At 32.8% G+C, this 15412-nt stretch carries 17 protein-coding genes and 1 pseudogene; 11 read left to right on the plus strand and 7 right to left on the minus strand.

The genetic code is table 11. From position 1 onward, the window contains the following. Nucleotides 1–9 precede the first annotated feature (9 nt). Nucleotides 10–2475, plus strand: coding sequence for a TonB-dependent receptor (locus ACFSTE_RS20885; protein ID WP_176030705.1), 2466 nt, complete (start codon nucleotides 10–12; stop codon nucleotides 2473–2475). 72 nt (nucleotides 2476–2547) lie between these two features. On the opposite strand, the gene ACFSTE_RS20890 is transcribed toward ACFSTE_RS20885, so the two are convergent. After that, nucleotides 2548–3699 carry a cysteine desulfurase family protein gene (locus ACFSTE_RS20890; RefSeq protein WP_176030706.1) on the minus strand — a complete coding sequence of 384 codons (1152 nt, stop codon included), beginning with the start codon at nucleotides 3697–3699 and terminating at the stop codon, nucleotides 2548–2550. A 271-nt stretch (nucleotides 3700–3970) separates the two neighbouring features. On the opposite strand from ACFSTE_RS20890, the gene ACFSTE_RS20895 reads away from it, so the two are divergent. Beyond that, nucleotides 3971–4873, plus strand: a complete 903-nt coding sequence (locus ACFSTE_RS20895) for a hypothetical protein (RefSeq protein WP_176030707.1) — start codon at nucleotides 3971–3973, stop codon at nucleotides 4871–4873. A 24-nt stretch (nucleotides 4874–4897) separates the two neighbouring features. After that, a complete protein-coding gene (locus ACFSTE_RS20900; protein ID WP_378298386.1) occupies nucleotides 4898–5431 on the plus strand; it encodes a hypothetical protein in 534 nt (177 codons plus the stop codon). 13 nt (nucleotides 5432–5444) lie between these two features. On the opposite strand, the gene ACFSTE_RS20905 is transcribed toward ACFSTE_RS20900, so the two are convergent. Beyond that, nucleotides 5445–5999: a Smr/MutS family protein gene (locus ACFSTE_RS20905; RefSeq protein WP_176030709.1), complete on the minus strand. Its 555-nt coding sequence runs from the start codon at nucleotides 5997–5999 to the stop codon at nucleotides 5445–5447. Nucleotides 6000–6002: 3 nt separating this feature from the next. Further along, nucleotides 6003–6221: a hypothetical protein gene (locus tag ACFSTE_RS20910; protein WP_176030710.1), complete on the minus strand. Its 219-nt coding sequence runs from the start codon at nucleotides 6219–6221 to the stop codon at nucleotides 6003–6005. Nucleotides 6222–6710: 489 nt separating this feature from the next. Here ACFSTE_RS20910 and ACFSTE_RS20915 point away from each other — a divergent pair, with 489 nt between their 5' ends. Next, on the plus strand, nucleotides 6711–6989 hold the full coding sequence (locus tag ACFSTE_RS20915) for a CD225/dispanin family protein (RefSeq protein WP_176030711.1): 279 nt from the start codon (nucleotides 6711–6713) through the stop codon (nucleotides 6987–6989). A 13-nt stretch (nucleotides 6990–7002) separates the two neighbouring features. Then, nucleotides 7003–7227, plus strand: a pseudogene (locus tag ACFSTE_RS20920) (DUF2752 domain-containing protein); the annotation flags it as partial. Between the two features lie 62 nt (nucleotides 7228–7289). Here ACFSTE_RS20920 and ACFSTE_RS20925 read toward each other — a convergent pair. Next, a complete protein-coding gene (locus ACFSTE_RS20925) occupies nucleotides 7290–7439 on the minus strand; it encodes a hypothetical protein (protein WP_378258982.1) in 150 nt (49 codons plus the stop codon). Between the two features lie 774 nt (nucleotides 7440–8213). Next, on the minus strand, nucleotides 8214–9458 hold the full coding sequence (gene rocD, locus ACFSTE_RS20930) for an ornithine--oxo-acid transaminase (protein WP_176030713.1): 1245 nt from the start codon (nucleotides 9456–9458) through the stop codon (nucleotides 8214–8216). Between the two features lie 277 nt (nucleotides 9459–9735). On the opposite strand from rocD, the gene ACFSTE_RS20935 reads away from it, so the two are divergent. Together ACFSTE_RS20935 and ACFSTE_RS20940 are read left to right on the plus strand one after the other, a co-directional pair. Continuing rightward, nucleotides 9736–10263 carry a DUF6452 family protein gene (locus ACFSTE_RS20935; protein ID WP_378254242.1) on the plus strand — a complete coding sequence of 176 codons (528 nt, stop codon included), beginning with the start codon at nucleotides 9736–9738 and terminating at the stop codon, nucleotides 10261–10263. Next, the gene (locus tag ACFSTE_RS20940) at nucleotides 10229–10936 is read left to right on the plus strand and encodes a DUF6048 family protein (RefSeq protein WP_176030715.1); all 708 of its coding nucleotides are present in this window, start codon (nucleotides 10229–10231) and stop codon (nucleotides 10934–10936) included. The genes ACFSTE_RS20935 and ACFSTE_RS20940 overlap by 35 nt, the downstream gene beginning before the upstream one ends. Nucleotides 10937–10947: 11 nt before the next feature. On the opposite strand, the gene ACFSTE_RS20945 is transcribed toward ACFSTE_RS20940, so the two are convergent. Then, entirely contained in the window at nucleotides 10948–11355 is a 408-nt protein-coding gene (locus ACFSTE_RS20945; protein ID WP_176030716.1) for a MerC domain-containing protein, read from the minus strand. A gap of 165 nt (nucleotides 11356–11520) precedes the next feature. Between ACFSTE_RS20945 and ACFSTE_RS20950 the strand changes: the two genes are divergently transcribed. Continuing rightward, nucleotides 11521–11910, plus strand: a complete 390-nt coding sequence (locus tag ACFSTE_RS20950) for a Fur family transcriptional regulator (protein ID WP_176030717.1) — start codon at nucleotides 11521–11523, stop codon at nucleotides 11908–11910. Nucleotides 11911–11980: 70 nt separating this feature from the next. Here the strand turns inward: ACFSTE_RS20950 and ACFSTE_RS20955 are convergent, their stop codons facing one another. Beyond that, complete coding sequence (locus ACFSTE_RS20955) at nucleotides 11981–13117, minus strand: THUMP domain-containing class I SAM-dependent RNA methyltransferase (protein WP_176030718.1); 1137 nt, start codon at nucleotides 13115–13117, stop codon at nucleotides 11981–11983. Nucleotides 13118–13188: 71 nt separating this feature from the next. Here ACFSTE_RS20955 and ACFSTE_RS20960 point away from each other — a divergent pair, with 71 nt between their 5' ends. From ACFSTE_RS20960 to ACFSTE_RS20970, 3 genes are read left to right on the plus strand one after another with little or no spacing between them, the layout of a single operon-like run. After that, nucleotides 13189–13920, plus strand: a complete 732-nt coding sequence (locus ACFSTE_RS20960; RefSeq protein WP_176030719.1) for an SAM-dependent methyltransferase — start codon at nucleotides 13189–13191, stop codon at nucleotides 13918–13920. Next, nucleotides 13920–14597: a ZIP family metal transporter gene (locus tag ACFSTE_RS20965; RefSeq protein ID WP_368660062.1), complete on the plus strand. Its 678-nt coding sequence runs from the start codon at nucleotides 13920–13922 to the stop codon at nucleotides 14595–14597. The genes ACFSTE_RS20960 and ACFSTE_RS20965 overlap by 1 nt, the downstream gene beginning before the upstream one ends. A 6-nt stretch (nucleotides 14598–14603) precedes the next feature. Continuing rightward, nucleotides 14604–15032 carry a DUF4268 domain-containing protein gene (locus ACFSTE_RS20970; RefSeq protein WP_176030720.1) on the plus strand — a complete coding sequence of 143 codons (429 nt, stop codon included), beginning with the start codon at nucleotides 14604–14606 and terminating at the stop codon, nucleotides 15030–15032. The last annotated feature ends 380 nt before the right edge of the window (nucleotides 15033–15412 follow it).

Consider the following 15412-nt stretch of genomic DNA (forward strand, 5'->3'; position numbering starts at 1 on the left):
CCAGACATTTTGAAAAAAACATATTTCTATTTCTTCGTATTTGTTTTTGGATGTATCCTGACATCTACTGCACAAACATCTTACCTAAAAGGTATTGTATTAGATGAAGCTAAAACTCCGATTGCCGGAGCGACCATTTCTTATGAAGATCATGGAGTGCAATCTGACAAATCAGGGGTTTATGAATTAGAGATCCCTTCTAACAAGGAAATTACCGTAATAATTTCTCATATCGGTTTAAAAAATCTAACCTTTACTATTAAATTAGAGGAAAATCAGGAATATGAATTAAACCCGGTCCTTAAAACAGACATTCAACAAATCGGAGAAGTTGTGATCTCTGGTAGAGAACGAAAAGCTGTACAAGGAATTACCACACTAGATCCTGAGACTATCAGAATTACTCCCTCTGCAAATGCTGGAGTAGAAGGACTTCTAAAAACCCTCCCTGGTGTCAGCTCTAATAATGAATTGAGTACACAATATTCGGTTAGAGGGGGAAACTTTGATGAAAACCTTGTTTATGTAAACGAAATAGAAGTATATCGTCCTTTTTTAATTCGCTCCGGGCAACAGGAAGGGCTTAGTTTTGTCAATTCTGACCTGGTCCATAATGTCGATTTTTCCTCTGGTGGATTTCAGGCTAAATATGGAGATAAGTTATCTTCGGTATTAGATATTACCTATAAGCGTCCTACCCGTGTTGGGGGTAGTGCAGATATGAGTTTATTAGGCGGTAGTGTCTCGGCTCATGGTATTTCTAAAAACAAAAAATTAGCGGCAGTTATCGGTCTTCGTTACAGAGATAATAGCTTATTTGTAAAAGCAAAGCAAACAGAAACAAATTTTCGACCGAAATTTGCAGATGTTCAGACTTACATCTCCTACAACCTTTCCAAAAAGTTTGAAGTTGGGTTTCTTGGGAACTTAGCAATTAACACCTATGATTATGAACCACTAACCCGACAAACTAATTTTGGAACAATACAAAGACCCATTGCCCTCTCTGTTCATTATAATGGGCAGGAGGAAGATAAATACAATACATACTTCGGAGCTTTAAAAGGAACCTATAGAGTAAATGATGAACTCACTTTAAAACTAATTTCATCTATTTACCAAACTCAGGAACAAGAATACTATGACATTCTCGCCTTTTATAGACTGGGGACAGTAAACACAGATATAGGAAGTGAGAATCTTGGTGAAATCGAATTTACCAAAGGAATTGGTTCACAATTAACACATGCTAGGAATGATCTGGATGCCTTAATCATGAATGTGCAGCATAAAGGATCTTATATTAAAAATCAAAATCAGATAGAATGGGGTGTTCGATATACAAAAGAAGATATTAGAGATCGAATTCAAGAGTATGAAATTATAGATTCTCTTGGTTTTTCTGTTCGTCCTCCTCTCCCCGATTATAAGAATGAACAACCTTACATTCCTTATGCCAGTCCTATTGTTCCTTTTACAAGCATCAGAGCAACAAATGCTACAAAAATTGATCGTATGTCCGGTTTTGTTCAATATAGCTACAGAGGTCATATTAACGATCATGAATTTTGGACAAATGCCGGAGTAAGAGCACAAAGTTGGCAGGTTACCGACCGGGATACCAAAAGTGATCAGCAGGTAGTGATAAGCCCCAGAGCACAGATTGCTATAAAGCCAAACTGGAAATCAGATATGATTTTTCGCCTATCAGGAGGATGGTATCACCAACCACCATTTTATAGAGAACTAAGAGATGCTACCGGAACCATCAGACCAGAGGTAAAAGCTCAGGAGTCTATTCATATTGTACTAGGTAATGAATACAGTTTTGAGCTTTGGGAAAGACCCTTTAAGTTAACCTCTGAAGTATTTTATAAAAAACTTACTGATGTAAACCCTTATACGATAGAAAATGTACGAATCCGATATCGTGCTGACAATAATGCCAAAGCCTATGCACAGGGACTTGATCTAAGAATTAATGGAGAATTTGTTCCTGGTACGGAAAGTTGGGTGAGTTTAGGTTACTTAAAAACAGAAGAAAATATTGACAACAGAGGGTATATTTCTAGACCTACAGATCAACGCCTAAAAATAGGATTACTATTTCAGGATTATGTCCCTACCATTCCCAACTTAAAAATGTACCTCAATCTCTTATATCAAACCGGGGTTCCAGGAGGTTCTCCCAGCTATGCAGATCCTTACGATTTTCAAACACGATTAAGAGACTATAGAAGAGCTGATTTAGGAATCTCGTACGTACTCAAAGATCAAAACCAAACCTATAGAAAAGGACATTTTCTGAATTATTTTAAAGAATTAACACTGGGGCTTGAAGTTTTCAATCTATTTGATAACCAAAACTCTATTACTAACACATTTGTCAGAGACGCATCAAGTCAATTACAATATGCCATTCCAAACTTTTTAACTCCTCGTCTTTTAAATTTCAGGATTGGTATGAAATTTTAAACTTAATTAAAAAAATCTATCATAAAAAAAGAGGCCTTTTCAGGGCCTCTTTTCATTTTATAAGGTATTTTTTTATGCGCCTGAAATTATTTTTTGCAATACAGATACTACATACTCTATTTCCTCCTTGGTATTAAAAATAGAGAATGAAAATCGCACTGAAGGGTTACACAAATCTGCTTCATCTAATACCTCAACTAATACATGAGAGCCTTTACTACTTCCACTCTGACAAGCGCTCCCTTTAGAGCAAGCAACTCCGTTAATATCCAGGTGAAATAACAATATTTCTCTTTTATCCTCCGAAATGGGAATATTTACATTTAATAAATTATAAGTACTATGTGAAGGGTCATCACATTTCGCATTGAATTTTATTCCTTCAATATTATTTTTTAGCGTATCGATAAAATGTTGCTTAAGTTCTAATACATACGCTTTTTCTTCTGCTAATTTTTCATTTGTAATCCGCAGTGCTTCATCCATTCCTACAATATTATGAACACACTCTGTCCCTCCTCTTATTCCGCGTTCCTGGCTTCCTCCAAAAATAAGTGGCTTTAACCCTGAGTTTTTCCTTACATAGGAAAAACCAACTCCTTTAGGTCCATGAAATTTATGAGCACTTGCAGCTGTAAAATCTACATTAAGTTTACTTAAATTTACTTCATAATGTCCTATTGCCTGTACCATATCACAATGAAATAATGCATTGTATTCCCTACTTAGGTCTCCTACTTTTTCTACATCCAAAATAGTTCCTATTTCATTATTCACATACATAAGACTAATCAAAGTCTTATCTGTACTATTTTTCAAAAGCGATTCTAAATGATCGTAATCTACACTCCCGTCTCTATTAATTTTGACATAGCTTACAGTAACTCCGCAATACATTGCTAATTCCTGTACGGTATGCAATACTGCATGGTGTTCTATTTTAGAAGTAATAATATGTTTCACTCCTAAATCTCTAACAGCACTGTTTAATGCTAAATTATCCGCCTCGGTACCTCCTGATGTAAAAATAATTTCAGAAGCTTTGACCCCTAGTGATTTCGCTATATTCTTACGTGCTTGTTCTATGTAATTCTTAGCTGATCGCCCATACCCATGAGTAGAAGATGGATTTCCATAATCTTCTTTTAATACGGCAACCATTTTATCTATTACTTCCTGTCTTAATTCCGTAGTGGCGGCATTGTCTAAATAAACTTTTCTCATGTTTTATTTTAGTTTTTTTAAACAAAAAGAAACGTATCCCGAGATAGGAAAAGACCCGTTATCCTTTTATAAATTTTCTTTACTTTCCAGCAAAGCTAGTTTAAATAAAATTATTTTCCTCACGCTACCCTATAATCTTTCAATTCCTTTATTTTTGTCAAAAAAAATAAATTTTCTGTAATAACTCATTTTTTTTAACGTCTTTAACAACGCTTCTGATGATATTACTATAATTGATCAGTAAAAGGTTATTACACTAAAAATAATATACATGAAGAGATTCTCTTATTTATTACTTGCACACCTCTTATTGGTTTCCTGTGATGACGGAGATATATTAGTTTCCAGTTTTAATTTTGACGATAGTAGTTTGGAAATCTGTAATGGGGCAAAAAAAAATGAGTTTGTCGCTTATAAAATAAATTCGGATGTTAATGAAGCTATTTCATATAACTTTATCAGTGACGCCTTCTCTTTAAGCAAAGAAACACCTACTCCAATTACAATAAAACTCGATGGAGAGACAAACATCCTGGTTTATAGAAAATTCACTGACAAAATTGATAAATCCTACTTTTGTAATACCATTCCTCCTAGCGGAGTATCCGTCATTGAGGAATTAGTTATCAAAGAAGGAAATGCTGTCATCTCTACTAAAATCATACTAGAAGATGATAACGACGGAGTTCCTGCTGAAGATGAAGACCTTAATAAAGATGGAGATTTCACCAATGATGACACGGATCAGGATGGTATTCCTAATTTCAAGGACCAAGATGATGATAACGATAACATCCTTACCAGTGCCGAATTACCTAATGATATCCCTGATGATGATTCTCCCAGAGATACTGATGGTGACGGTATCCCTGATTATTTAGAAAGTGATGATGATGATGATGGTATTCCTACCAGAAATGAAGACACTAATCAAAACGGGAATCCCAGAGATGATGTAAATGGTGACAACATTCCTGATTATAGACAAAAAGAAGCTACTGATACTAATATAGAAATGCCCGCTTCTCTAAACAATACTGTAAAGACCACTTATCAAACTATTATTACTATTAATAATATTGTTATTGATGGTAATAATCAGAACTTTGAGGATGATAGTTTTTCTTTCGGAACAAAAGAAACAACAAAATCTATAGAAACAAAAAAAGAATAACAACACACTACCTAATAAAAACAAATGATTCGTAACTCGTATATTTTATCGTTATGCTTTTCGCTTATTCTTTTTATAAGTTGTAGTGAAGGTGAGATTATAAATCAACCTATCGATTTTTCTGCTGCTATGCAAAACTGTACGAACGATAGTAGTAATAGTTTTGTGTTTTACAAAATAAAAGATGATAACAAAGAATTTCTTTCATTAAATTTCACTAGTACTTCTTTTAATATAAATACAATTCCTAGTAAACCAGTAACAGTTCCTCTTAATAGTTCTACTAATATTGTTACCTATCGTGCTTTTAACAAAGTTATAAATGGAGATACTTATTTTTGCTCTAGTATTCCCCCCAGTGACGCCAATGTGATCAATGAATTTATTAGTACTAATGGAACTGCGGTCATCACCTACACCTTAAAAACAACAACTGATACTACAGAAATTCATTCGAGAACTGTTGATTTATTCAATATCACCTTAGAAGGAGCCGACATTAATTACAGGGTCGAAAAATTAAGCCTGGGGACCGACGAAGTAGTTATTGACAAATAAAAAAGAACCTGTATTACTTGTTTGGATTTTGGACAATGTATATTTCCGTAGCTCCTAATCCATATTTTTTATAGTCTGCCTCTGATATCCGAATGTTATCAAAACGTCTAAACAAGGTTTTTAACTCTTCTTTCAAAACTCCCTGTCCAACTCCATGAATAAACACTATTCGGGGGATTCTTTTCGCGATTGCAAAATTCAATTGTCTTTCTGCTGTATCAAGTTGAATTGTCAATATATCATAATTCGACATCCCCTTTTTAGATTTTACAAGCTTATGAATATGTAAATCGACTTCCATCGGAGGAAGATTTCTCTCTTTTCTCTTTATTGGCGCTTTCTTTTTAGTTTTCTTTTTAAAATCCTCTTTTTGCTGTAAGTTATCATATACCTGTTGATATGATGGAAGTTCCATTGCCCCCTGATCAATTTTAACAACTTCGGTACTCAAAAAACTTAACAAAAAACCTTGCTCAGTTTCTAAAGTAATTTCTTCCCCTTTAACTGCCACTACGATTCCTGTTAGAGGCTCATCAATTAAAGAAACCACATCCCCCTTTTTCAACATATTTTATTCTTCTTCTAAAAATTCTTCTTTTACAAAACTCTCTTCTTCCTTTATCGTTTTAGAAGTTATTCTCGTATTAAACAAAAACAATCCACTCATCAATAATACGATTCCAATTACCTGAAAATAATAATTCTTATCGGTTTTGGATACCTCATAGAGCAAGAGACCTCCTCCAATTATTACGAAAAGAAAACTACTGTACTTTTTTATTTTTTGCATATTCATAATGCAAACATATTAAATTATACTTTTTAAAACATTAACATTTTCTTAGAAACACATTATGTATATTGCGTTCATAAAAGGGGAAACATCTAACATCAATTACCTAATTTATTTTTTTTACCAAAAATGGTATTGATTTTGGCATCATACTCCTTAGATAACAATTAAGTTTTTAAGCAGCTTGCTTCGTGAAAAATAAATACTTTTCTGCCTAACTAAAAATTGTTCGGCATTGATTGTATGAGATGTGGTTTTCAAAGAGCCTTATTATTACTTCTAAAAAGGTAATTTTTTAAAGGCTTTTTATATACCCCCAGCAATATATCCACTTCTTATATTGTATTTATATTCTTAGTTGTTAATTTTTTTGTTAGATTTAAAGGTGATTCTTTAATAAAAAAATTACGGATCACTAATCGCATACTTACAATTATTGTAAGGTATTTTATAAAAATGAATATTATCTTTAATTAAATTAAACCTATGGAAAGTAACCCAACCAGACCTAAGAATTATTTAGTAGAATCTATTTTAGCAACATTATTTTGTTGTCTACCATTAGGAATTGTTGCTATCATCAAAGCCTCTAATGTAAACTCTGCATATGACTCTGGTAATTTTGCCGAAGCAGAAAAAGCTTCTGCCGAAGCTAAAAAATGGATGAGATATGCTGTAATTGGTGGTGCTGTTTTTATCGTATTATATATCCTTTTCATAGTATTAGTTGGTGGAATGGCTGCTTTAGGAGGAGGATCATACTAGAGATTCGTACTAAATGAATAAAAAACATATATACATAGGGATAGGAGTTATATTGCTTTTATCCCTATATTATTTATACAACCCACTAGAAAGCAATATTTTCCCTAAGTGCCCCTTTTATTGTTTAACAGGGCTCCATTGTCCCGGATGCGGAAGTCAAAGAGCAATGCATCAGTTATTGCATTTCAATATTATTGAAACCATCAACCACAACGCCCTATATATTTTGGGAATTACTGTTATTCTTTACAATTTTGGAATTCAGTTCGTCAACAAATACTTCCAAAAAAAATATTATAACTATATACACCACCCCAAAACCCCTTTAATCATCGGAATCATTGTAATCTTATTTTGGATTCTAAGAAACATAGATGTATATCCTTTTACTTTTTTAGCACCATAATTAGGCAATATGGTCAATAAACAGTGTGCATCTTTGTTACCCATAACACTTTCTTCTTATGACGATACTTTAGTCTGACAAAACACTCTTATAAAAATAAAATCTTAACCATTTAAAATAACAATTCAGAGTATAAAATAACAATGATGCTAAATTCCTGTTACTCTGCTGATAATATCAAATTAAAAAAGGGGAAAAATCCCCTCCTTAGTACGTTGTTTTACATCAAATTAAACCTTACATTTGTTATTAAGAAATGATCTTAATAAGAACATTTATTACCCTATCAGTATCAACCCGTTTAATAAATTAATCAACATATTTAGAAAATATTACTGTTTGGTAATTTTCTTGTTCATTAGGTCATTATCAACTTGCTAATAAACATAACCATGAAAAAAAGAACTCCACTCAAATTATCTGACTTTCTTAATAAAATAAGTCCTTTAAATATTCTGATAATAACATTTGCTTTGGCTTTGTTATTAACTTATTTAGGTTTTGAATTAGGTCGATCGTATGCTGCACTAACTCATATTGGGCAGTAAAGCACGTCAGTACTATCAATAAATGATTGCATAAAGATCTTTTTTATTTCAAAACGGTTTCTTGAGTGTATTTAAATCCTGATACTATCAGCAACCTTTTGAGAAACAGCTCAAAATACTTATACTTTTTCCAAGTATATAAGATTACATCAAAAAACGATACAGTGAAATATTATATCAAATAAAAAACCTCGTGAAAAACGAGGTTTTTTATTTCGAGGCAAACCTCGATGTATTTTACATTTCGATTATCGAGTAAAAATACATTGTTTATTTTTCGAATTGCTTCAATGTGTTTGTTATGATAGCCACACAATCCAGCAACTGTTCTTTATTCATTACTAATGGTGGAGCAAAACGGATAATGTTTCCATGAGTTGGTTTTGCTAATAATCCATTTTCTTTTAATGCTACACAAATGTTCCATGCAGTATCACTTTCTTCTGTATCATTAATCACAACTGCATTGAGAAGCCCTTTTCCTCTTACTAAAGTAGCAATGCTTGAATCTTTAATATATGTCTCTAGCTCTGATCTGAACAAGCGACCAAGTTCCTCTGCATTTTCTGCTAACTTTTCTTCTTTTACCACTTCTAAGGCTGCTATTGCAACCGCAGCAGCTACTGGATTCCCTCCAAAAGTACTCCCGTGATTTCCTGGCTTTATAACATCCATAATAGCATCATTAGCCAACACTCCTGATACAGGATATGCTCCTCCACTCAATGCTTTTCCTAGCACTAATATATCTGGAGTTACATTTTCATGATCTACCGCAAGTAGCTTTCCTGTTCTGGCAATTCCTGTTTGTACTTCATCTGCAATAAAAAGTACATTATGCTTTTCACACAAAGCTTTCGCTTTTGCTAAATATCCTTCAGAAGGAACATATACTCCTGCTTCTCCCTGAATAGGCTCTACTAAAAACCCAGCCACATTTTTATTCTTCGCTAATGCTTCTTCTAATGCTACTAGATTATCGTATTCAATTTTTATAAAACCATTGGTAAATGGTCCGAAATTTTTTCTCGCTACTGGGTCATTAGAAAATGATATAATCGTAGTAGTTCTTCCATGGAAGTTATTCTTACAAACTATAATCTGCGCCTCATTTTCAGAAATACCTTTCTTCTCATAAGCCCATTTTCTACATAATTTCAATGCTGTTTCTACAGCTTCAGCCCCAGTATTCATTGGTAATAACTTATCAAAACCAAAAAACTCTGTCGCAAACTTTTCGTACTCTCCTAATCGATCATTATAAAAAGCTCTGGAAGTCAATGTCAGAGTTTGAGCCTGTTCCACCATTGCTCCCACTATCTTAGGGTGACAATGTCCCTGATTAACCGCAGAATACGCACTTAAAAAATCATAATACTTTTTACCTTCTACATCCCATACATGAACTCCTTCTCCTTTACTCAGTACCACAGGAAGTGGATGGTAATTATGAGCTCCGTATTTATCTTCTAAATCAATTAATTCTTGTGATGACTTTTTATTTAAAATTGCCATTATTATCACGTATTAAAATAAAACTTTTCGATTCCTACTTTGAATACTACTCCAGGAGAGAAATCATCCTAAATGAAGTTGAGCGCAAATTACTAAATCTTTATTAATTTTTTCATTTCAAAACGACCTTTATCTTAGCAATTATCCTATTTTTGCGCTTATATTTATAGTAAACTATTAAAATAAAGGAAGCTGATTGCAACATTCTATAAACAACCAAAGTTATTTATAGTACACGTATATTTTTAACTAAAATTAGCTATCAATCGAACAATAAATGAGAAACTCATTCAAAAAAATACTTACTTTACTAATCTTATCTGGTTATTTATATAGTAATAGTGGATGTGAAAGAGATGATATTTGTTCAGCAGATACTCCAACAACGCCAAAACTTGTTATTAGATTTATTGATAACATCACCAATACAGAAGTAAAAAACCCGGTACAATTAGAAGTTAAAGCAATCGATTCCACAATTAATGAACCATACGATTATGGAGAAATCGCTGAAGGTAATATCATGATTCCTCTGAATACGAATTCTACGGTAACCAAATACGAACTTACCATTAATTCTCAGAACGAAAATCCTGCCCTTATTAATAGAGACACGATTAGTATAGAATATACCCCTGTAGAGGACTATGTAAGTAGTGCCTGCGGTTTTAGGGTTACGTTTGAAGGAATCACAAGTGAAGAGGTAATAGAACAACCAACAGAAAACAACTGGATTAAACGTATAAGTGTCGAAAGATCAAATATAACAAATGAAGAAAGTGCGCATATTTTTATTTATCATTAGCCTATGCCTTACCAATAGTATTTGTAGTCAAAATGCACAAAAAAAAGCTACAGATACCCTACCACCGGCAGAAAAATATGGCATTCGAGCTGGTATTGATGTAGCAAAAATTATTAGAAGTTCTTTTGATGATGATTATTCAGGTTTTGAAATAGTTGCAGATTATAGAATATATAAAAACTTTTATATTGCTACTGAATTCGGAAATGAATCACTCAACAGAAAAGAAGAAAATATTACTGTAAAAGGTGCTGGAAATTATATCAATTTTGGATTTGATTACAATGCATATAAAAATTGGTATGGAATGCAGAACAATATTTATTTCGGTCTAAGATATGGGTATAGCAATTTTGATCAAAATTTAGTAGCATACAAAATTTTTACCGGAACAGATTATTTTGGGGATACTACAAGAACGGAAGCTATAGAAACTACCGGGCTAAATGCAGGGTGGGTTAGCTTATTATTCGGAATAAAAGTAGAAGTACTAAACAATCTATATTTAGGTGCTAATATTTCTCTAAAAAGAATGATACATGAAAAACAACCTAGCGGATATGACAACTTATATATTCCTGGGTTTGGAAAAACCAATGATATAGGAGACTATAATGTCGGTTACGGATATTCTATTAGCTATATGATCCCTTTCTTTAAAAGGAGAAAATAAAGAAGTAAAAACTACTTAGAACAATAACTACAAGAACATTTCTTTCTTTTTCGTATCTCTTTCCAATTGAAAAGGTGGGCAACAATAAGTAAAATAGTTGCTATTAAATGACTCCCTTTCTCTATTGTTGGGTGTTCTATTAAAATCCCCAATAAAAACAATAAAACAGCTCCGATTAACATAAACAAAACACTCTTTTTTTTATGGTAACTAACATATCCTCGGATAATCGCTATTGCCGCTATAGAAACACTTGACAAAATCAACCCCATCTCTGTTAATGAGTTTTCCAAAAAACTCATTCCAAGCAGAGGAAAAAACATAATAATAAATGGCAATGCAATACAATGCATAACACATAAAAAAGAGGCTGACAACCCTAAAAGATCCCAATTAATGGAAGGAAAAATTTTATTCATAATTATTTTTATATCTAACTAGTATTATATGGAGATGAAATAGGATATAATTCTTTTACAAATGGCTAGGATAGAATTTTTTTGTAAATTACAAGAAAATAATTTTAACTATTGCAATCCATTTGCAATAATACAAAATATAACGTACTCATAGTAGTTTTTCGTATGAAAAAAACAAGAAACACACAGAAGCAAGATTATGTAATAGAGATTCTTTCCAAATCTAAACATACGATGTCCGCTGATGCCATATTAGAGGCTATTCCAATTAAAGTCAATAAGTCTACCGTATACAGGATATTAGATCGGTTTGTAGATAAAGGAAAAGTACATTTCGTTACCGGAGAAGATGGAAAAGCCTACTACGCCATGTGTAATAGCTGTTCTATCGAGCATGAAATGCACAATCACATACACTTTCAATGCAAATCTTGCAATACAGTGACTTGCTTACCTCATAAAATAGAAGTTCCAAATCTGGAAGATTATGAAGTAAATGAAACTCAATTTTTATTAATTGGAAAATGTAATGACTGTAAAAAAATAGAATCGTAATCAAGACGATTGTAAAAAAAAAACCATCAGTATGACACTGATGGTTTTTTTATAGCCTATATCTGATTTTTTAATTATATTTTGCCTTTTTACTCCCTTTATACATTTCATATTTCACCAGTCTGGATTCTAATTTACCGTTAAAAACTTTAATTTTTCGGGAGGGACGTAAACCTACATATTTTAACCCTTCAATATTCGATGTTATAAACCAAGCATTAGTCCCTGGATATCCTCTTTTAAGAGTATCTCCTATTTCTCCATAAAAAACTTCAGGGTTTAACTGCAACCGTTCCCCATAAGGAGGATTGAATACCATATGTAATGTCTCTTCATTTTTCTTTTCACTTTCAAAAAAGTTACCTTCTTCGACTTTTATAAACTCTTCTAAATTTGCATTTCTAATATTATCTCTTGTTTTTCTTATAGCAGAAGGTGCTTTATCCATTGCTGTTATGCTATATTTAAAATCTCTTGTCTTATTCAGGCACGATTCTTCAATTTTTTCAAATAGATCCATATCCCAATCCAACCATTTTTCGAATGCGAATTCCTTTCGGTTTAAATTGGGCGGAATATTGCATGCAATCATTGCTGCTTCAATAGCCAAGGTACCGCTACCACACATAGGATCCATAAAATGTGACTGCCCCTTCCATCCTGATAGCAATAAAATTCCAGCTGCCAAAACCTCATTGATAGGAGCTATATTGGTAACCTGGCGATATCCTCTATGGTGTAAGGATCCTCCGGAGCTATCTAATGACACTGTACACAAGTCTTGTTGTATATGAATATTAATAGTTAAATCCGGATAATCAGTATCCACATTAGGTCTTCTCCCCTTGGTATTTCTAAATTTATCTACAATCGCGTCTTTTGCCTTTAGAGATATAAAATGAGAATGGGTAAATATTGTAGAATTAACAGTGGTATAAATTGCAAAAGAATCGGAAACATCCAAATAGTCCATCCATCGGATCGATTGTATAAAAGTATAGAGCTGTTGTTCATTTCTTACTTTCTTAGTAGCAATTGGTTTTAAAATTTTAAGAGCTGTTCTCAAGCATAAATTAGCCTTATACATAAACCCCTTATCTCCATAAAAACTAACCATTCTATTACCTTCCTGGACCTTTTCAGCTCCTAAAGACCTAAGCTCATTTGCCAATATTTCCTCAAAACCATAAAAGGTTTTAGCTACCATTTTAAATCTATTGCTCACTATCTTACTATTCACTATTATTAAACCGCAAAAATACATTAATTTTGTGCCTTATGCTAAAAGATTCAACAAAGTGGTATGCATCATGGTTTGATACACCATACTACCACATACTATATAAAGACAGAGACTACAAAGAAGCACAACAGTTCATGGATAATCTCACAACTTATCTAAGTCTTGGTCCCGAAGAAACGATACTAGACCTTGCTTGCGGAAAAGGAAGACATAGTATATATCTCAACCAACTGGGGTATAATGTCACAGGAGCTGATTTATCCAAAAATAGTATTGAATATGCTTCTCAATTCGAAAATGAACGATTAAAATTCCGTGTACATGATATGTGCCAACCATATCCTGAAAAATTCGATGCTGTTTTCAATCTTTTTACAAGTTTTGGATATTTCGAAAATGAAGAAGATAATCTCAATACTATAAAAGCGATTAAATCTACTCTTAGCGAAAGAGGGTTTGCCGTTATTGATTTTATGAACGTAACCAATGTTATCAATAACCTGGTCCCCGAAGAGATCAAGGAAGTAGAGGGTATCTCTTTTCATATATCACGATATGTAAAAAACAACTACATCCATAAAGACATTACATTTACTGATAAAGGTCAGGAATACTCCTATACCGAACGTGTAAAAGCTATAACTCTTGATGACTTTCAAGTCTATTTCGAAAAGGCAAATATCCAACTACTCGATATTTTTGGGAGTTATCAGCTTCAAAAATTCAATAAAAACAACTCTGAAAGACTCATTTTAATATTCAAATAGTGTATAACTATATTTTATCTATATCATCAGTCCTATTAGGAGCGTTATTAGTTTTATTATTTAAACCTAACGATCAGAAAAAACTCAGTTTACTACTCTCATTTAGTGGTGCTTTTCTTCTGGCAGTAACTGTATTCGATTTACTTCCCGAAATTTTTGAAGAAAATCATCATTCCAAAAAAACTGGAGTATGGATTATGGTAGGAATCCTTCTCCAAAAAGTATTGGAGTATTTCTCACAAGGAGCAGAACACGGTCATGTACATATCAATAAAAAAACCAAAAACTTACCGGTTTTATTGATTACCAGTTTAACTATTCACGCTCTTCTAGAAGGGTTTCCTATGCATCATAATGATAGAATGCTTATTGGTATTATTATTCACAAAATACCAATCGCCATGATTTTGACTACTTTTTTACTACAAACAGCAATAAAAAAGGTTACCATATTTTCCTTTTTACTGTGTTTTTCTTTAATCACTCCCCTAGGCGCTTTTATATCTGAAAGCTTTACCGCTGTTCAATATTTCTATAAAGAAACTACGGCTTTGGTTATTGGTATCTTCTTACATGTTTCTACTACTATTTTATTTGAAAGTAACGAAGGTCATAAATTTAACATAACCAAATTAGTCATTATACTACTAGCTACTATAATCGCTTATCTTATCTAAAAGCATATGTTTAGTAAAGAAGAATCAAAAAAAATACGTCAGGAATTCTGGACTTCATTTGGCAAAAAGTACCCTAGAAAATGGCTACTTTATAATACAAAAATAAAAGGAGTAACACTAAAATTTACTTTCACTACTAAGAAAGCTCAGGTATCTATAGACATTGAGCCTGAAGATGATTTTATCCGGTCATATTATTATGATAAGTTCCAATCCTTACAAAATATTCTAGAAACAGATTACCTCAGTGAAATTATCTTTGATGATTCCTATACATTAGAAAATGGGAAAATTATATCCCGGTTATACACGGAGCTACCTAAAGTAAGTGTGCACAATAAAAATACCTGGGATGACACTATGTTTTTTCTCCATAGCAACATGCTCTCTATGGAAGCCTTTTTTATTGAATACAAAGATTATATCGAAGATTAAGAACAGTCTTGTATTCTAACAATTTCTCAAGTAATCTCAGCCGTGGTCTAACCTAATACTAAAAAACCTTCTTTGATTAAACAGGAGAAGCTTTTTTAGAACTGTAACCATAATGTTCTTCCTTTAGCCCTAAGCACTGCTTATTTTCCAGCCTTTATAGACCTTTATACTAAATATGTCCTCAGTCTGATAAAACAACAGGATATCATAGCCTTTTTAAGCGGTACTAAACGCTAAAACAGTTCTCTTCTATAGGATGGGGTATTTAGGTTATAAGTAGTAAGTACACCTGCTGAGAACTATACAACAAAAAAAATGCCCTCCATTAAACAATGAAGGGCATCAAAAAAGGCGGCGACCTACTCTCCCACAGTAGTAGT

The organism is Aquimarina hainanensis (assembly GCF_042684685.1).
GTDB classification, from domain to species: domain Bacteria; phylum Bacteroidota; class Bacteroidia; order Flavobacteriales; family Flavobacteriaceae; genus Aquimarina; species Aquimarina hainanensis.